An 18662-nucleotide genomic window follows, 5' to 3' on the forward strand; every position below is an offset into this window, starting at 1 on the left:
GAAGCAGGGGAAATTCAGTCTATTGTAGCGAGGATTTATTAATTCTCCAGTGAAAAAATAACCATTCAGCCCCCTTTACTGGTAAGGGTGTTTCCCACCTGCTATTGTGCTGAACAGAATGCCTTAACTGATTTCAGGAGTTGTAAGTATGTTTACGGGGATAGTGCAGGGCACTGCAAAACTGGTGTCGATTGACGAGAAACCAAATTTTCGTACTCATGTGGTTGAGTTACCTGACTATATGCTGGATGGTCTGGAGACCGGTGCGTCTGTGGCACACAACGGTTGTTGCCTGACCGTGACGGAAATCAACGGTAACCATATCAGTTTTGATCTGATGAAAGAGACGTTACGCATTACTAATCTTGGTGATTTACAGGTTGGGGATTGGGTAAACGTAGAGCGTGCGGCTAAATTCAGTGATGAAATTGGCGGACATTTAATGTCGGGTCATATTATGACCACCGCTGAAGTAGCGAAAATATTAACCTCTGAAAATAATCGCCAGATCTGGTTTAAAGTGCAGGATAGTCAGTTGATGAAATATATCCTGTACAAAGGATTTATCGGAATCGACGGTATTAGCCTGACCGTGGGCGAAGTAACGTCAACACGTTTCTGCGTACATTTAATTCCAGAAACGCTGGAACGTACCACTCTCGGTAAGAAAAAACTCGGAGCGCGCGTCAATATTGAAATCGATCCACAAACTCAGGCAGTGGTAGATACGGTAGAACGTGTGCTGGCGATGCGGGAAAAGGCGCAGAATCAATAACGGACTGAAATATGATATCGCCCCCAAACGGGGGCGATAGAATAACATTTAGCGTGCAACCCGAAGGCCGTTTTCGACTCCTCGAGAGAACACCACTTGCCAGAGCTGAATATCACGGGCGCGGAAAGCACCAGCGCAAGCATTCAGATAATAGGTAAACATCCGTTTAAAGCGTTCACTGTAATTATCCGCAATTTCCGGCCATGCGGCGAGGAATCGCTCATACCAGGCCATCAGCGTGGTATCGTAATCGGCGCCAAAGTTATGCCAGTCTTCCATCACAAAGTGTGGTTCGCTGGATTGAGCGATCTGGCGTACAGAGGGCAGACAACCGTTCGGGAAAATATATTTATTAATCCATGGATCAACATTCAGATCGGTTTTTTTCGAGCCGATAGTATGTAACAGGAAAATACCTTCCGGTTTCAGATTGCGATCCACCACCTCAAAATAGGTGTTGTAATTTTTCGGCCCGACGTGTTCGAACATTCCCACTGAAACAATGCGGTCAAATTGATCGTTCAGGTCACGGTAATCTTGCAGCAAAATGGTGACATCCAGACCTTCACAGCGATCCTGAGCCATTTTCTGCTGTTCAGCAGAAATGGTGACACCTACCACGCTTACGTCATAGTTAGACGCCATGTAGTGCGCCAGTCCGCCCCAACCGCAGCCAATATCCAGCACACGCATCCCTGGCTTCAACTGCAATTTTTCGCAGATCATTTTAAGCTTCGCTTGTTGGGCAGATTCCAGATTATCGGCATCTTTCCAGTAAGCGCAGGAATATTGCATGAAGGGATCAAGCATACGGCTGAACAGGTCATTACCCAGATCGTAATGCTCTTTGCCAACTATCCAGGCACGTTTTTTACTCTGCAGATTGAAGAGACGAGCGCCAGCGATGCGCAGAGTGTCTTTGAAATGATGGGGGAGTTGGTTTTCGAGACCTGCGCGTAAGACTTTGCTAAAAAACATATCCAGTCGTTCACATTCCCACCAGCCATCCATATAACTTTCGCCTAACCCCAACGAACCTTCCTGTAGAACGCGTTTAAAAAAATCGGGGTTTTTAACACGAATATCCGCCGGGGCAGAACCGTTGATGGCTATACCGGCGCGGCTAAGTAATTCGTTGGCGATTCTGTACCAGTTGTCATCCGGTACGCTGACTTCTTCTATACACGATGAACTCATAGTTTCTCCATCACTGGTCGGTGATCAGAACCTTAAAACAGCGTAGACGCTTTTTGGGCTTTGTGAGAAATCTCGCAGAAAATCCGCGAGTCTATAATCCGACGTAGAACAGAGGGAAAGGAGGAACCCTTGCCGAAATGACCATCCATAGCAATCCGGGAACGCTCCTGTCCCCGTAAAAACATAATATTTATCGTAATCTTAACAACTGGAAATTAGTATAGGCCGCTAATTTCAATCATACAACAAAATTTTGTTAGCAGCCTAAGTATAAAGATGTCGATATAGATCAATGTGATTCGCTATGAGCGACTTCGGCATTGCCATGATTCTGGCAACCAGGTTCTTCACAACGTTGCATCATGTAACCCAGAGAAGCCAGTACCACGGTCGATAACATCACGCAGGTGGTGGTGAGCAGTGGTGTGCTAACGCTGATGAGCCAGGAAACCACAAGGCTTGCGAGGAAGCACAGTCCCAGTTGCAGTGTGTTCTGCAATGCTGCGGCGCGGCCGGTCGCATGTGGGAAGGGGCGCAGCGCCTGCGCGACAACAATCGGGTAGATTGCGCCGTTGGCAATAGCCATCACACAGAATGGGACCAGAATTTCGACCAGCGAAACATGGCTAATGAAGCCAGCAGCCCAGGTCGCCACGACGCTGACAGCAAACAGCGCCAGCAGCCACGGTAATAATTGTTTGCCTTGCCATTTCTGCAATGCTGCGCGACAGCCATAACCACCAATCAGAAACGCGATGGTTTGTGGTACATAACTTAAACCAATGACTGCCGGGCTGTAGCCCATCTCGCTAAGGATGAACGGTGAACCGGTCAGCCAGGCAAAGAAACTGGCTGAACAGGCCGCATAAATCAGCACGTTGCCGCGATAGGTTTTTGAACGCAGCAGATCGGTAAAGGTCAGTCCATCCTGACTGTCGTTACGTGCTTTAGTCGTAGGTTTAAGCCAGAAAATGGGCAGAATAAGCACCACGGTAATGGCAAATAAGGTCGCGAAAATCGCCTGCCAGGAAAAATGAACCAGCAGCCAGCTACCTAAAAGAGGAGCAAGGGCAGGAGAGAGTCCCACTAATGGCATGATAGTGGCGAAAATACGATTCACTTTTTGTGAAGGATAGTAATCCGTCACCAACGCCTGCCAGATAACTGCGGCGGCACAGACACCAACCGCTTGCACAAACCGTAATACCAGCAGAGTGATGGCGTTATCCACCCATAACATCCCCAGACTACCTAACGCAAAAATTGTCAGGCCGATTAATAATACCGGTTTACGACCATAACGGTCGGAGAGCGGCCCCCACAGAAGTTGGGCTGCGGCAAAACCGGCAAGGAACAGACTAAGGCTGGCACTGACAGCAGACGCAGGCGTTTGCAAATCGGCCTGAATGGCGGCGAAAGCGGGCAGATACATATCGGTTGCCAGAAAACCGAGTACGCTCAAACCCGCCAGCCAGACTAAAAATCTTTTCCCAGGTTGCATGTATATTCTCTAAATTTCTCAATTAAACACCGTCGCAAAGTGTAGGGAGTGAAATTCCTGTTGTGAAACGGTAATATTTGATGACTGGTTTCAAAAATTTTGCAGGCAAACTATGTGGTCTGAGTATTCTCTCGAAGTGGTTGATGCGGTGGCGCGTAATGGCAGTTTTAGTGCTGCGGCTCAGGAGTTGCATCGCGTTCCTTCAGCGGTCAGCTATACCGTGCGTCAGCTGGAAGAGTGGCTGGCGGTGCCGCTTTTTGAACGGCGTCATCGTGATGTGGAACTGACCGCTGCCGGGGCGTGGTTTCTCAAAGAAGGGCGCTCTGTTGTCAAAAAAATGCAGATCACTCGCCAGCAATGTCAGCAGATTGCGAACGGCTGGCGCGGTCAGTTAGCCATTGCGGTGGATAATATCGTCAGGCCAGAACGTACACGGCAGATGATCGTTGATTTCTATCGCCATTTTGATGACGTTGAACTTCTGGTATTTCAGGAAGTATTCAACGGTGTCTGGGATGCGCTTTCTGACGGGCGCGTGGAACTGGCGATTGGCGCGACACGAGCGATTCCGGTGGGCGGTCGTTATGCCTTCCGTGATATGGGGATGCTGAGCTGGAGCTGTGTTGTTGCCCGCCATCATCCGCTTGTGTCAATGAATGGACCATTCAGCGATGATACATTGCGCAACTGGCCGTCACTGGTGCGCGAAGACACCTCACGGACGCTACCCAAACGTATTACCTGGCTACTGGATAACCAAAAGCGCCTGGTTGTACCGGACTGGGAATCATCGGCAACGTGTATTTCGGCCGGGTTATGCATCGGTATGGTGCCGACACATTTCGCCAAACCGTGGCTTAATGAGGGGAAGTGGGTAGCACTAGAACTGGAAAATCCATTCCCTGATTCAGCATGTTGTCTGACCTGGCAGCAGAATGATATGTCGCCTGCTTTAACCTGGTTGCTTGAGTATCTCGGCGATAGTGAGACGCTGAATAAGGAGTGGCTGCGGGAGCCTGAAGAGACTCCCGCAACGGATGATTAACGACGATAGTCGCGGAACGGGCCATCAGCCACGGAGCGACGTTCAATCAACCGTGGATGAACTTCAATTGACTGCGGTTCTTCGCGTTTGTTGACGATACGATCCAACAGCATATTGAACGCCGTTTCACCCAGCGAATCTTTTGGCTGATGGATAGTGGTCAGTGCCGGGGTAAAGTAGCGAGCATTGCGCACGTTATCATAACCGATCAGCGAAACATCCTGCGGGACGCGCAGACCCATTTCATCAGCGGCACAGAGCGCGCCCATTGCCATAATATCGCCGCCACAGAAGACTGCGGTAGGTCTGTGCGGTTGCGACAGGATTTGCTGCATGGCGCGATAACCTGATTCAGGCTCAAAGTCACCTTGCACAATCCAGTTTTCCGGCACCTTGATCATGGCTTCTTCCATCGCTTTCATAAAGCCCGCCAGACGGCCAGCACCGGTGTTACGCTCCAGAGGACCAGGAATAACGCCGATTTCGCGGTGACCGCGTTCAATCAAATAGCGCCCGGCCATGTAACCGCCTTCAAAAGCGTTATCTATAACCGCATCGGTAAAGTCTGCTTTTGCTTCACCCCAGTCCATCACCACCATCGGGATATGGCGATACTCTTCCAGCATCGCCAGCAACGGTTCCGGATACTCAGAACACATCACCAGCAGGCCATCGACGCGTTTTTGCGCCATCATCGACAGATAAGCCCGCTGTTTCTCAAGATTGTTCCACGCATTGCCCAGAATCAGCGTGTAGCCTTTCTGGAAGCAATTTTTTTCTACCGCTTCAATGATCTCGGCGAAATAGGCCGCTTCGCTGCTGGTCGCCAGCAAACCGATAGACTTGGTGTGGTTGACCTTCAGGCTACGCGCCACCGCGCTAGGGGAGTAGTGTAATTCTTTGATCGCTGCCCACACGGCATTGCGCGTTTCTTCAGCGACAAAACGTGTTTTGTTGATTACGTGTGACACAGTTGTAGTGGAAACGTTTGCTCGCTTCGCTACATCTTTTATTGTTGCCATTCCATTTCACTCCAGACCCTAACTTCAGCTCCTGCAAAATCGCAAGGTAAACGTTTGCCTTTACACACCTTACGCACAACAAAAGTGTTGCGGTACGCCGGGAAAATGACACAGAGCGTCAGGAAGGGGTCAATGGCCAGTACGCAAATAATGTAAGCGTGGAATTTTGGCCGATCTTGATGAAAAGGGGAAGTAGTAAAAACACTTATCATTATAAATGGCGGGAGATTTTTTCATCACAGTATGTAAAAATGCGTAATATCACTTTTTGTGGGGTAATAAAAAGGAGAAAACTTGATGAGCACCGACCTTAAATTTTCACTGGTAACAACCATTATCGTTCTTGGTTTGATCGTGGCCGTGGGTTTGACTGCCGCGCTGCACTGATTTCCCCTCGAGGGAGCGCGTTCTCCCTCACATCTCCTTCCTCTTTGTTAGCAAATTGGCAAAAGTGTTTTCTCTTTTTGTTATTTTCATTCTTTTGTGATTGATGTCATGCTTTCGCCACTTTGATGAACATCGCGTGATGACGCGAAGAGGTGGAGATTAGGCATGAAAATTAACTATCCGTTGCTGGCGCTGGCAATTGGCGCGTTTGGTATCGGGACAACGGAATTCTCGCCAATGGGCTTGTTGCCCGTTATTGCGCGTGGTGTGGATGTCTCGATTCCAGTTGCCGGAATGTTAATCAGCGCCTATGCGGTTGGCGTGATGGTTGGCGCGCCATTGATGACGCTTCTGCTTTCTCATCGTGCCCGCCGCAGTGCGCTGATTTTCCTGATGGCGATTTTCACCCTCGGTAACGTACTTTCTGCCATCGCACCGGATTATATGACGCTGATGCTTTCACGCATTTTAACCAGTCTGAATCACGGGGCGTTTTTTGGCCTGGGGTCTGTCGTGGCAGCAAGCGTGGTGCCAAAACATAAACAGGCCAGCGCAGTTGCCACTATGTTTATGGGCTTAACCCTGGCGAATATCGGTGGCGTTCCGGCGGCAACCTGGCTTGGGGAAACTATTGGCTGGCGTATGTCATTTCTGGCAACGGCGGGGCTGGGTGTGATTTCAATGGTGAGCCTGTTCTTCTCGTTACCAAAAGGTGGCGCAGGAGCGCGGCCTGAAGTGAAAAAAGAGCTGGCGGTACTGATGCGTCCGCAGGTGCTGTCTGCATTGCTGACGACGGTGCTGGGCGCTGGTGCAATGTTCACCCTCTACACCTATATTTCTCCGGTACTGCAAAGTATCACTCACGCAACGCCGGTGTTCGTGACGGCAATGCTGGTGCTGATTGGCGTTGGGTTCTCTATCGGTAACTATCTCGGCGGTAAACTGGCAGATCGTTCGGTCAATGGTACGCTGAAAGGCTTTTTGCTGCTGTTGATGGTGATTATGCTGGCGATCCCGTTCCTGGCACGAAATGAGTTTGGCGCGGCAATCAGCATGGTGGTGTGGGGCGCGGCAACCTTTGCGGTCGTACCGCCGTTGCAGATGCGTGTGATGCGTGTCGCCAGCGAAGCTCCGGGTTTGTCTTCATCAGTAAATATTGGTGCCTTTAACCTTGGAAATGCGCTGGGTGCCGCAGCCGGTGGTGCAGTGATTTCCGGTGGTCTGGGATACAGTTTTGTGCCGGTGATGGGGGCGATTGTCGCGGGACTGGCATTGTTGCTGGTGTTTATGTCAGCCAGAAAACAACCTGAAGCAGTTTGCGTTGCCAACAGCTAATAAAACAAAAACGCAGAAGGCTAACCTTCTGCGTTACAGTTTGCAGGCAAAGTGCGATTTATCTTGCCGGATGTGGTGTTAACGCCTCATCCACGTAGGCCTGATAAGCGTAGCGCATCAGGCAATGCTGCATTTGCCATCAGTGATTATGCGGCGAGATTTTTCGCTACGAATTCCCAGTTTACCAACGCCCAGAAGTGCTCCAGATAACCCGGACGTGCATTGCGATAGTCGATGTAATAAGCGTGTTCCCAGACATCAACGGTCAGCAGTGGAGTTGCATCGGTGGTCAGTGGAGTACCCGCGTTAGAGGTGGAAACGATAGCCAGTTTGCCATCGCTGTTTTTCACCAGCCAGGTCCAGCCAGAACCAAAGTTTTTGATCGCAGCATCAGTAAACTGAGCTTTGAAATCAGCAAAGCTGCCAAAAGAAGCGGCGATAGCTTCAGCCAGTTCACCAGTAGGTTCGCCACCCGCGTTCGGCGCCAGGCAGTTCCAGTAGAAAGTGTGGTTCCAGACCTGAGCAGCGTTGTTGAATACACCACCTTCAGAGCTGCGAATAATCTCTTCCAGTGATTTACCTTCAAACGCAGTACCTTTGATCAGGTTGTTCAGATTAGTGACATAAGTTTGATGATGTTTGCCGTAGTGATACTCGATAGTTTCCGCAGAAATGTGCGGTGCCAGAGCATCTTTAGCATATGGTAGTGCAGGTAATTCAAATGACATTGCTACTCTCCTTTATTATTAATTGGCATACGTACAATAGCCTTATTGTGCGTATGGATAGGGTAGCAAATTAAAAGGTGATACAAAAGATGAACTTACCCTGTTGCCGTAACAACAGGGTAAAGTTTTAGCGAAGTGTTTTTGGGGTCATCACCCGACGAGCACCAACATAGTGGCGTTGCCAGTAATCTTCACTTAACGAAGTGATTTTAATTTCCTGACCACTGCGTGGTGACTGAATAAATTTGCCGTTGCCGACATACACGCCAACGTGATCGGCGGTTCCGCGCCCCTGAGTGCGGAAGAAAACTAGGTCGCCGTTTTTCAGTTCGCTGCGATCGATCGGCGCGGCATCACGCAAGTGATACATTTCGTTAGCCGTACGTGGAATACGGATCTTCACCAGATCTTTATACGCATAATAAACCAGCCCGCTGCAATCAAAACCGGTACGCGGTGAGCTGCCGCCCCAGCGATATGGTTTGCCAATTTGCTGCATCAGCTTATTCATAGCCACTTTTGTGGCTTTCTGTATTTTGGCTTTATGCGCGTCGGCGATGGTTCCCTGTGTAGCATTTTTGACTTTCACGCAACGCGACTTATAGCCTTTACGTTTGGTGCACTTTTCCGTAAAGCTGGCTGACGCCGTTTTATTGACGGCTTGTTTGCTGCGAGTTTTGGCGTTTTTAGAAGCAGTAATGGAGGATTTTTTAACGGAAGAAGCGGTTTTATTTTTAGTAGTACTTTTACTGGCGGCTTTTTTCGCTGTTTTCTGGCTGGCTTTATTGGTCTTTTTGGTGGTTGCCGTGCTTTTCTTTTTATCTGCTTTTTTGGTGATGTGAGTGGTAGCAGAACTCTCCCTGGCTTGCTTTGAAGCATGGGCCATAGGCGTTAAAGGTAGGGTGGTAAAAAGTAAAGCACAGAGCGTGATCGAAATACGGTTTATCCGCGCCACTGAGCGTCCCTCTGTTAAGGCAGGTCTATCATGCCTGCGTCTGATTTACAAAACTTGATGATTCTAATGCATAGAAGAAGAGAAAGTTAATAGCTTTTATTGTTAAAAAATACGTTTCGTCGGCGAGCGCAAAAAAATGCAGCAGGCAAAGCTAAAAATGGTTATAAAAACACCACGTTGTTGCGTGCCAGAGAAGAAAAGAATATTTGAAATGCAACATTTAGAGCAAAGGGATAAAATAGCAAAAGCGTGATGAAAATGTTATTTTCCGTTGCCGCACTGACCCGCTACAATGTCAGATTACTGCCGTAAAGAAGTTTGAGGAAGCAAGACAATGAGCACCACTATCGAAAAAATCCAACGCCAGATTGCTGAAAACCCGATCCTGCTGTACATGAAAGGTTCACCGAAACTGCCGAGCTGCGGTTTCTCTGCCCAGGCAGTCCAGGCGCTTGCCGCATGTGGCGAACGTTTTGCCTATGTTGATATCCTGCAGAATCCGGACATTCGTGCGGAACTGCCGAAATACGCTAACTGGCCGACTTTCCCGCAACTGTGGGTTGACGGCGAACTGGTAGGCGGCTGTGATATCGTGATCGAAATGTATCAGCGCGGCGAACTGCAGCAGCTGATCAAAGAAACTGCCGCTAAATACAAGTCTGAAGAGCCGGACGCGGAGTAATCCGTCCTGCAATACTGACGGATGCAAACAAGCATCCGTCAGTCCTTTTCTATCTCCAATCCAGCCCTTGTGGTGAACTTGAAAATCCCGCATCACGCAGCAGCGTAAACATCGGCGTTTGCCGGACGGGTTGATCATTTACTTCTGTCAGCGTAAAGCGCAGCCGTGGTTCGCGACGCAGCGCGGTGGTCAGCGCCTGGAAAACCTCTGGCGCGAGTAATTCCTCTTTTTCCTGCCAGACCAGCATTTTTTTGCCACCTTGCGCCAGATAGAGCAACAATTTGCCGCCGGAAATGACCACCAGCGCACCCGCACGACGCGTTGGCACCAGCGTTGCCGGATGTGCAGGCCAGGGCAGGATATTTCCCCACACATTAGCCGGATCGTTGGCAGAGAGCGCCACTGGCGTGAATTGCTGCGGTTGGCTGGCGGCGGCGAGATCGCGCAATCGGTCAATAGTCAGGCGATCAGCAAATTGCGCGCCGCCCAGACCTTCAACAAAACGACCACGCATAATTCGCCCTGAATCTTCCATGCTGCGACAAAGCGTTTGCATTGATGGAAACCCGCCAGGGATATTCTCGGCTATCACCGCCTGACGACTGACGATGCCGTAGCGGTCGAGCATATTTTCCGCCAGCGCCAGCATCCTTTCGGTATCGTTCAATGGCTCCACCTGTAATAACGACCAGCGCCCAGCCAGTTTCGGCGTGTTGTAAGATACCAGCGGCGAGATGGGCAACGTATAGGCAGGACGTCCACGCCGAGCCCGGTGGCTGTGGCGAGCTGAGGCGCGCGCGCTGGTACTGCTGCGGGCGAGGGCGCGTAACGGTGCCCAAATATCGCTGGTAATGACGCCTTGCCAGACCAGCTCCCATAAAGCTTCTTGCAGGGGCGACGCATCTACCGGTTGACCGATTTTCTCGCCTACCCGTTGACCGATTTGTTGCGCAAACCAGGCACCACCATCAGCCAGAACCGCGATAATTGCTTGCTGAATCGCTGAACGTTTCGCGTGATCATTTTCTACTGGTGTTAACGATTCTGCGGCATATTCCTGCAAATGCAGAGCCACCAGACCGTCATCATCGCCCAGTTTTTTTTGCCCCGACCAGATAACTGCGCCGGTTGCCAGCAGTTCATCAAGCATTTCTGGCGAATAGTCGCGCACGCGGGCTGGCAGGATCTGGCTTTCCCAGAGTGAGGCGGGTAAACCAACACCGGCAAGTTGTTCGATAACCCGCATGACGCCATCCACACCCTCATAAACGCCTGTAGACGTTGTGGCAAAGAGCGCCGGGCTGCCATCGGTGGCGGGTAACAAGCCCTGACGTTCCAGCAGCAATCGCGCATAGACTGTAGACGGAACTGGACGCGTCGCTTCTCTGGCAGCCTGCAGCGAGCGCAAACGCAGACGACGAAATACTTCATCGCTCACCCAGATGTCTTGTTGCAGATTCATCACCAGCCCCTGTTCGCGCAGTTGCTGAAGCTGCTCTTCGACAATGGCAATACCGAGACTAAACTCATGAGCCAGTTGTTCAGCCGTGACCAGAGCATGAGCCCGGAGATAGCGTAGAAAGAGGTCGCGAAGCGGGTAACTGACTCTATGCAAATAAATCTCTGGCAGTGACTCTGGTAATCGTACGCCGAGGGCATCGCGCAGCCTGGCGGCATCATCCATACAGGCAAGACGCTCCTGTCTGCTAATCATTGCCAGGAAGATTCGTTTTGCTGCGAGAAGATTTTCCACATACGCCTCAATCTCTTCACCGCTGCCTGTATGCCGTTGTACCAGATCTACAAACGTCATTGGCCCCAGTTCGCGTAGCAGGTCAAACAAACCTTCTTCACCTTTCGCTTTTCTGCCAGCCGCCAGCCGCTGTAACTCTTCTTCCACCTGGCGAATGACCTGCGGGTCGAGTAATTCCCCCGGATCGACCTGACCGAGTAGATTGCGCAACAGCTCGCTGTCCAGCGACAGTACGGACGCCCGGCGCTCTGCCAGCGGGGCGTCGCTCTGGTACATAAACTCTGCGACATAGCCGAACAATAAACTGGCGGCGAAAGGCGAGGGCGTAGCGGTCGTTACATCGGAGATTTGTATTTCGCCACCGTTCAGGCGACGCATCAAACGTTCCAGCGCGGGAAGATCATAAACATCTTGCAGGCATTCGCGCAGGGTTTCGAGAATGACTGGAAAATCAGGATAACCCTGGGCGATTTCCAGCAACTGGCTGGCCCGTAGTCGTTGTTGCCACAGTGGCGTGCGATGCCCCGGCGTGCGACCAGGCATCAGCAATGCCCGCGCGGCGCATTCACGAAAACGGGCAGCAAAAAGCGCCGAGCTGCCCACCGCTTCACGGACAATTTGCAGCAACTTTTCCGGCTCAAACAAGAAAATGGCAGCATCAGGCAATTTGCCATCGGTGTCAGGAATGCGCGCAACAATGCCGTCATCACTGGCAACGACTGAGGCGTCTGCGCCCCATAGCGCATGTATTCGCCCGGCAATCGCCAGCGCCCAGGGTTCATGCACCCGTCTCCCATAGGGAGAGTGCAAAATAATACGCCAGTCGCCAATTTCATCACGGCAGCGTTCGAGAACCAGGTGACGGCTTCCGGGGACAACGCCCGTTGCGTTTCGCTGCTCGTCAATCAGCCCCTTAATATTGGCGAGCGTATTTTCTTCCGCCAGCCACGGAGGGATATTCGCGGAAAAGAACGCGCCATCCGCCAGCAAATGGAGAAAATCGCCGATCATCTCGCCTAATTCAGCGGGACGTCCGCTACCTTCACCGCGCCAGAAGGGAAGTCTGGCGGAGCGTCCGGGCGCAGGCGTCACAATCACCTGATCGCGGGTGATTTGCTGGATCCGCCAGGAGGTAGCCCCGAGGGTGATAATGTCATTCACCCGCGATTCATACACCATCTCTTCATCCAGTTCTCCTACCCGACGAGATCCTGCCTGTTCTTTACCTGCCGGCAATAACACGCTGTACATGCCACGATCCGGAATGGTGCCACCGCTGGTCACCGCCAAAAGTTGGGCGCCAGGACGCGCAGTTAATATTCCACTTTCCCGATTCCAGATAAGTTTTGGGCGAAAAGTGGAAAAATCACCAGAAGGATAGCGCCCGGAAAGCATATCCAGCGTGGCGTCAAAAACGCGCCTCGGCAGATCTTTCCACGGTGCGGCACGGCGCACGCGGGCGTACCACTCATCAACCTGTAAGGCGTCCATCGCCGCAGCGGCAACAGTTTGCTGCGCCAGAACGTCGAGTGGATTATGCGTTGGTGTCAGGCTTTCCAGCTTGCCAGCGAACATACACTCCACAATAACTGCGGAATCGACTAAGTCACGCCGGGTACGGGGGAAAAAAAGCCCTTTGGAGATGCCTCCAACCTGGTGTCCGGCGCGCCCAATGCGTTGTAACCCGCTGGCGACAGAGAGCGGCGTCGCCACCTGAATCACCAGATCCACCGCGCCCATATCAATCCCCAGCTCAAGACTGGAAGTGGAGACCACGCAGCGTAATTCGCCCGATTTCAGCGCCTGTTCGGTGATTGCTCGTTGTTCTTTAGAGACGGAACCGTGATGCGAACGAGCAATAAAAACGTCGCCACTTTGCACGCGGTTAGAGGTTGCGCCAGAGGTAGACTCAAAATTTGCCGCATCAACGGCGATAGTCGGGGCACGCTGTAATCGTGCGGCGTAAAGCTCATTCAGTCGTGCCGTCAGTTTTTCCGCCAGTCCGCGAGAATTGGTGAAAACAATGGTTGAGCGATGGCGCAACACTTCATCAAGAATGCCGGTTTCAATATATGGCCAGATTGATCCCTCTCTGCCTGCGTGGCCCTCTTCTCCGGTGCCGATGGCGACCGATGAGACATCATCCATATTGGCGACAGGAACGACAATACGGATCTGCGGATGGCGCATTGCGGGAGGGTTGACTATCGTAACCGGGCGATCGCCACCCAGAAATTCCGCCACATCGCTGACCGAGCGCACGGTGGCGGAAAGACCAATTCGTTGTGCAGAGGTGTTTAGCAACGCATCGAGTCGCTCCAGGCTCAGTGCCAGATGTGCGCCACGTTTGCTGTCTGCCACGGCATGGACCTCATCAATAATCACCGTTTCGACGCCGCGCAGCGTCTCTCGCGCGCGGGAGGTCAGCATCAGGTAGAGTGATTCGGGCGTGGTGATCAGAATATCCGGCGGATTACGGGTCAGTTTGCTGCGTTCCTGTGCGGGCGTATCGCCAGTGCGGATACCCACACGAATGTTGACTTCCGTTTCGCCACGCCGCCGCCGCTCATCCGCAATGCCCTGTAACGGGATCTGTAAATTGCGCTGAACGTCGGTGCCTAAGGCTTTAATCGGTGAAATATAGAGGATGCGCGAGGTTTTACGCTTATGCGCCTCGCTGGCGTTGTATCCGCCTTCGCGGAAGAGCCGATCGAGGGCGTAGAGAAATGCTGCCAGCGTTTTCCCGGAGCCAGTCGGTGCAATCACCAGCGCATGTTTGCCTCGCGCCGCCACATGCCAGGTTTGCGACTGGACAGCGGTCGGCTGTTTAAAGGCGCGAAGAAACCAGTCGCGGGTCGCCGGTGAAAACTCGTCCGGCAGGGGCGATGAAAGGTTTGGATTATCTGCCATTAACGCTATTCCCCGTGAATATCATGCATGATGCGTGGAATAGCCTCACTATAGATGCCTGAATCATTGCATGTCATCAGGCATCGACTCGATTACACCTCTTCGGCGGCAGGCAGCGGCCAGCCTCCCAGACGTTTCCAGCGGTTGACGATTTCACAAAACAGCACGGCGGTGCGCTCGGTATCGTACAGCGCGGAGTGCGCCTGAGTGCTATCAAACTCCATGCCAGCGGTCTGGCAGGCTTTTGATAATACGGTTTGTCCGAGCGCCAGCCCGGCCAGTGCAGCAGTGTCAAAAGTGGCGAAAGGGTGGAACGGGTTACGTTTCAGCGAGGCGCGTTCTGCGGCGGCCATCATAAAGCTATGATCAAAATTGGCGTTGTGCGCCACCATAATGGCGCGGTTACAGCCGCTCGCTTTAATGCCTTTACGTACAACTTTGAAAATCTCATGCAGCGCCTCGTATTCACTGACCGCGCCACGATCGGGATCGTTCGGGTCAATGCCGTTGAAGGCGAGGGCTTCTGGTTGCAAATTAGCGCCGACAAACGGCTCGACGTGGAAATGTAATGTGGTGTCCGGCATCAGCCAGCCTTGTTCATCCATTTTCAGGGTGATGGCGGCAATCTCAAGCAGCGCATCGGTTTTGGCGTTAAATCCGGCTGTTTCAACATCGATCACAACAGGATAAAAACCACGAAAACGGTCGCACAGACCGGTAAGTTGAGCGTTATCGGACATCTGATTCTCTTAATACGGAAAAATTGCAGCGCGCATTATGACAAATATTACCCGCTGATGCAGTAAAGATGCGGGCGTGATGAGTGCACGCCCGGCAGGAGATTAGTTGCCCAGACCGCGACCGGCGTCTTTCTCTTCGATCAATTCAATTTTATAACCGTCCGGATCTTCCACAAATGCGATAACCGTAGTGCCGCCTTTTACCGGGCCGGCTTCACGGGTCACGTTACCGCCGTTCTGACGGATTTTTTCGCACGCTTCAGCGGCGTTATCAACGCTAAGGGCGATATGACCATAAGCGGTGCCGAGTTCGTATTTATCCACGCCCCAGTTGTAGGTCAGTTCAATCACCGCTTCTTCGGTTTCCGGGCCGTAGCCAACAAACGCCAGTGAGTATTTGTATTCCGGGTTTTCGCTGGTACGCAGCAGTTTCATGCCCAGCACGTTGGTATAAAAATCGATGGAGCGTTGCAGATCGCCAACGCGCAGCATGGTGTGAAGAAGACGCATTTTTATATCCTCAAAATGGCTAACAGATTCAAAATGTTGTTTTAGTATAGCGGCGGGTTTGCGCCGCTCGCAATGTGGGATTACAGCGTAGGGTAATCGGTATAGCCTTCCGCGCCGCCACCGTAGAAACTTTCGGCACGCTGTGGGTTAAGCTCAGCTTTGCGCTGCAAGCGGGCGACCAGATCCGGGTTTGCAATCCAGTCACGACCAAATGCCACCGCATCAATTAACCCTTTGCCGATCAGCGTTTCTGCTTTTTCTACCGTATATGCACCAGCCCCGATAATTGGACCGTGGAAACGGGCGCGTACTTTTTCGCGGAAAGCCTCGGTATATGGTTTGCCGCCTGCCCAGTCTGGTTCTGACATATGCAGATAAGCAATGCCGCGTTTGCCCAGTTGTTCAATCAGATACAGCGCATCGGCTTCTTCATTCGGGCCGTTATCGGTATTCTGGAAAGTACCGATTGGCGAAACGCGAATGCCAATGCGATCGGCACCCCATTCTTTTATTCCGGCATCAACGACTTCCAGTACCAGGCGTGCGCGATTTTCCACGCTACCGCCGTACTGATCGGTACGATGGTTTGAAGAAGGCGACAGGAACTGATGCAGTAAATACCCGTGAGCGGAGTGAAGCTCCACCAGATCAAAACCGGCTTCACGGGCGTTAGCGATGGCCTGGCGGAAATCATTGACGATACCCGGAATCTCTTCCAGTTCCAGTGCACGCGGCATAGATGTCTCGACACGGATCGCCTGACCATTTTCATCGCGCAGAGAAGTACGGGTTCCCGCACTAAGTGCCGAAGGTGCTACCGGAGCCTGGCCGCCAGGTTGCAGGCTGGCGTGAGAAATGCGCCCCGTATGCCAAAGCTGTACGGCGATATGACCATTTTCAGCATGAACACCAGCGGTGATTTTTTTCCATGCTGCGATTTGCTCTGGGCTATGAATGCCAGGTGCGCCCGCATACCCTTTTGCCTGAGCGGAAACTTGAGTGGCTTCGCTAATAATCAAACCGGCACTGGCACGTTGGCGATAGTATTCCGCCATCAACGGAGTAGGGATATCACCCGGTTCAATGCTGCGCAGACGCGTCAGAGGAGCCATAAAAATACGGTTTGCCACCGTGATCGCGCCCACTTTTAGTGGAGAATACAGTTTTTCAGATGACATAAAGGCTCCCGGTCGTCTGGTGATGAAAAAATGCCTGCTAAACGGCAGGCGTCGCAATAATGGTTTTTACATGTGTCAGTGCGTTTTCCAGTGGCCCGGAACTGCGCGAAATTTTGGCCTGCAGATTTGCGCCCAGCCACAGCGCGTAAAGTACTTGCGCCTGTTGTAGCGGTTCACCACAAAAGGTTAAACAGTGGCTGGCACGGCCATTTTCCAGTGCCTGGGCGAGCAGGGCGATTACCTGGCGTGCGCCTTTGTCCATTGCGCTGCGCATATCTTCTGACAGGTCACACACTTCGGCAGAGAGCTTTACTGTCAGGCATCCGCTGATAGTTCCATGCTGGCAAAACTGGTTAAGCGTCTGCTGGTAATAAGCCAGAATGCGGTCGCGGTAGTTACCTTCGCCGGATTGCAGCAACTCCGCCAGTCGCAGGTGATATGCCGCGTAATGACGCTCAAGCATGGCAACGCCAAACGCTTCTTTAGAGCGAAAGTAGTGATAGAACGACCCTTTCGGCACTTCAGCGGTTTTTAGTAATTCGCTTAGCCCCATCCCGGTGAATCCACGTTGCAGGCAAAGTTGCTCACCCGTAGCCAGGAGGTGTTCGCGAGTATCATGTTCGGTGTGTTTGTTCATGCGTTCGAGTGTAGTAGACCAGTCGGTCTAGTGCAAGCAAAGTTGCTACTTTGGGCATTAACAGCTTCAATAATGGTAATAATCTTATCTGAGGAGGGCGAGGTGGCGGAGCAATTAGAGTTCTTTCCCGTCCAGAGCCCGTGCCGGGGAATTTGCCAGTCTGATGAACGCGGATTTTGTCGCGGCTGTTTTCGTAGCCGGGATGAGCGTTTTAACTGGAATAAAATGAGCGATGGCGAAAAACAAGAGGTGCTGCGCCTTTGTCGGCAACGACTTATGCGTAAATTACGTGCAAATAAGCCAGCGTCATCAGACGAACCGGAGCAACCATCACTCTTTTGAGCATAATCTTGCGTATACTCCTCTCATATCTGATAAGAGGAAGCGATTATGGTTCAGCGTATTACTATTGCGCCGCAAGGCCCGGAGTTTTCACGTTTCGTGATGGGCTACTGGCGACTGATGGACTGGAATATGTCCGCTCGCCAGTTAGTCAGTTTTATTGAAGAGCATCTGGATCTCGGCGTGACTACCGTGGACCACGCTGATATTTATGGCGGTTATCAGTGCGAAGCGGCGTTTGGCGAGGCGTTGAAACTGGCGCCTCATTTGCGTGAACGAATGGAAATTGTCAGCAAATGCGGTATCGCGACGACCGCGCGTGAAGAAAACGTCATTGGTCATTACATCACTGACCGCGATCACATCATTAAGAGCGCCGAACAGTCGCTGATTAATCTTGCGACCGATCATCTGGATCTGCTGCTGATCCATCGCCCCGACCCGCTCATGGATGCCGATGAAGTGGCAGATGCGTTTAAACATCTGCATCAGAGCGGAAAAGTACGCCATTTTGGCGTATCCAACTTCACGCCTGCGCAATTTGCGCTGTTGCAATCGCGTCTGCCGTTTACCCTTGCCACTAATCAGGTGGAAATATCCCCGGTGCATCAGCAGTTACTGCTGGATGGCACGCTTGATCAACTGCAACAACTGCGTATTCGCCCGATGGCCTGGTCTTGTCTTGGCGGTGGTCGTCTGTTTAATGATGATTATTTCAGGCCGCTACGTGATGAACTTGCTGTGGTGGCGGAAGAATTAAACGCGGGCTCTATCGAGCAGGTGGTTTATGCCTGGATATTGCGTCTGCCATCGCAGCCGCTGCCGATTATCGGCTCCGGTAAAATTGAGCGTGTGCGGGCTGCTGTCGAAGCGGAAGCATTGAAAATGATCCGCCAACAATGGTTCCGTATCCGTAAAGCGGCACTGGGTTACGACGTACCGTAAACACGTTTAGGAATAGCCGC

General features: G+C 51.8%; 17 protein-coding genes. 7 read left to right on the forward strand and 10 right to left on the reverse strand.

Annotated elements, in window-relative coordinates:
- Nucleotides 1-148: 148 nt before the first annotated feature.
- Nucleotides 149-775, forward strand: a complete 627-nt coding sequence (locus tag WES_RS11310) for a riboflavin synthase (RefSeq protein WP_000493960.1) — start codon at nt 149-151, stop codon at nt 773-775.
- 48 nt (nt 776-823) lie between these two features.
- Here WES_RS11310 and cfa read toward each other — a convergent pair whose 3' ends face one another.
- Together cfa and punC are read right to left on the reverse strand one after the other, a co-directional pair.
- Nucleotides 824-1972 (reverse strand): cyclopropane fatty acyl phospholipid synthase, encoded by a 1149-nt coding sequence (gene cfa / locus WES_RS11305; protein WP_000098915.1) that lies wholly within the window; start codon nt 1970-1972, stop codon nt 824-826.
- A 289-nt stretch (nt 1973-2261) separates the two neighbouring features.
- Nucleotides 2262-3473, reverse strand: coding sequence for a purine nucleoside transporter PunC (gene punC, locus WES_RS11300; RefSeq protein ID WP_016158198.1), 1212 nt, complete (start codon nt 3471-3473; stop codon nt 2262-2264).
- Between the two features lie 112 nt (nt 3474-3585).
- Here punC and punR point away from each other — a divergent pair, with 112 nt between their 5' ends.
- Nucleotides 3586-4518 (forward strand): DNA-binding transcriptional activator PunR, encoded by a 933-nt coding sequence (gene punR, locus WES_RS11295; protein WP_000269488.1) that lies wholly within the window; start codon nt 3586-3588, stop codon nt 4516-4518.
- On the opposite strand, the gene purR is transcribed toward punR, so the two are convergent.
- The gene (gene purR / locus WES_RS11290; RefSeq protein ID WP_000190978.1) at nt 4515-5540 is read right to left on the reverse strand and encodes an HTH-type transcriptional repressor PurR; all 1026 of its coding nucleotides are present in this window, start codon (nt 5538-5540) and stop codon (nt 4515-4517) included. The two genes, punR and purR, sit on opposite strands and share 4 nt — an antisense overlap.
- Before the next feature lie 297 nt (nt 5541-5837).
- On the opposite strand from purR, the gene cydH reads away from it, so the two are divergent.
- Entirely contained in the window at nt 5838-5927 is a 90-nt protein-coding gene (gene cydH / locus WES_RS11285) for a cytochrome bd-I accessory subunit CydH (protein ID WP_000102278.1), read from the forward strand.
- A 165-nt stretch (nt 5928-6092) separates the two neighbouring features.
- A complete protein-coding gene (locus WES_RS11280) occupies nt 6093-7262 on the forward strand; it encodes an MFS transporter (RefSeq protein ID WP_000701067.1) in 1170 nt (389 codons plus the stop codon).
- 146 nt (nt 7263-7408) lie between these two features.
- On the opposite strand, the gene sodB is transcribed toward WES_RS11280, so the two are convergent.
- Together sodB and mepH are read right to left on the reverse strand one after the other, a co-directional pair.
- On the reverse strand, nt 7409-7990 hold the full coding sequence (gene sodB, locus WES_RS11275; RefSeq protein WP_000007278.1) for a superoxide dismutase [Fe]: 582 nt from the start codon (nt 7988-7990) through the stop codon (nt 7409-7411).
- A 127-nt stretch (nt 7991-8117) separates the two neighbouring features.
- Nucleotides 8118-8945, reverse strand: a complete 828-nt coding sequence (gene mepH / locus WES_RS11270; protein ID WP_016235198.1) for a peptidoglycan DD-endopeptidase MepH — start codon at nt 8943-8945, stop codon at nt 8118-8120.
- Between the two features lie 334 nt (nt 8946-9279).
- On the opposite strand from mepH, the gene grxD reads away from it, so the two are divergent.
- Entirely contained in the window at nt 9280-9627 is a 348-nt protein-coding gene (gene grxD, locus WES_RS11265; protein ID WP_000108172.1) for a monothiol glutaredoxin 4, read from the forward strand.
- A gap of 49 nt (nt 9628-9676) precedes the next feature.
- Here grxD and WES_RS11260 read toward each other — a convergent pair whose 3' ends face one another.
- The 5 genes from WES_RS11260 to nemR all read right to left on the reverse strand — a co-directional run bounded on the left by WES_RS11260 (nt 9677) and on the right by nemR (nt 17355).
- A complete protein-coding gene (locus WES_RS11260) occupies nt 9677-14290 on the reverse strand; it encodes an ATP-dependent helicase (RefSeq protein ID WP_016235199.1) in 4614 nt (1537 codons plus the stop codon).
- A 92-nt stretch (nt 14291-14382) separates the two neighbouring features.
- The gene (gene rnt / locus WES_RS11255) at nt 14383-15030 is read right to left on the reverse strand and encodes a ribonuclease T (protein WP_001282285.1); all 648 of its coding nucleotides are present in this window, start codon (nt 15028-15030) and stop codon (nt 14383-14385) included.
- 102 nt (nt 15031-15132) lie between these two features.
- Nucleotides 15133-15540 carry a lactoylglutathione lyase gene (gene gloA / locus WES_RS11250; protein WP_001237802.1) on the reverse strand — a complete coding sequence of 136 codons (408 nt, stop codon included), beginning with the start codon at nt 15538-15540 and terminating at the stop codon, nt 15133-15135.
- Between the two features lie 80 nt (nt 15541-15620).
- Entirely contained in the window at nt 15621-16718 is a 1098-nt protein-coding gene (nemA, locus tag WES_RS11245; RefSeq protein ID WP_016158203.1) for an N-ethylmaleimide reductase, read from the reverse strand.
- Between the two features lie 37 nt (nt 16719-16755).
- Nucleotides 16756-17355: a DNA-binding transcriptional regulator NemR gene (nemR, locus tag WES_RS11240; RefSeq protein WP_016158204.1), complete on the reverse strand. Its 600-nt coding sequence runs from the start codon at nt 17353-17355 to the stop codon at nt 16756-16758.
- A gap of 102 nt (nt 17356-17457) precedes the next feature.
- Between nemR and WES_RS11235 the strand changes: the two genes are divergently transcribed.
- Nucleotides 17458-17697 carry a DUF1289 domain-containing protein gene (locus WES_RS11235; protein ID WP_000840481.1) on the forward strand — a complete coding sequence of 80 codons (240 nt, stop codon included), beginning with the start codon at nt 17458-17460 and terminating at the stop codon, nt 17695-17697.
- 48 nt (nt 17698-17745) lie between these two features.
- Nucleotides 17746-18642 carry an aldo/keto reductase gene (locus WES_RS11230; RefSeq protein WP_016158205.1) on the forward strand — a complete coding sequence of 299 codons (897 nt, stop codon included), beginning with the start codon at nt 17746-17748 and terminating at the stop codon, nt 18640-18642.
- Nucleotides 18643-18662: the final 20 nt, after the last annotated feature.

The organism is Escherichia sp. KTE31, from assembly GCF_000407925.1.
In the GTDB taxonomy this organism is placed as follows: domain Bacteria; phylum Pseudomonadota; class Gammaproteobacteria; order Enterobacterales; family Enterobacteriaceae; genus Escherichia; species Escherichia ruysiae.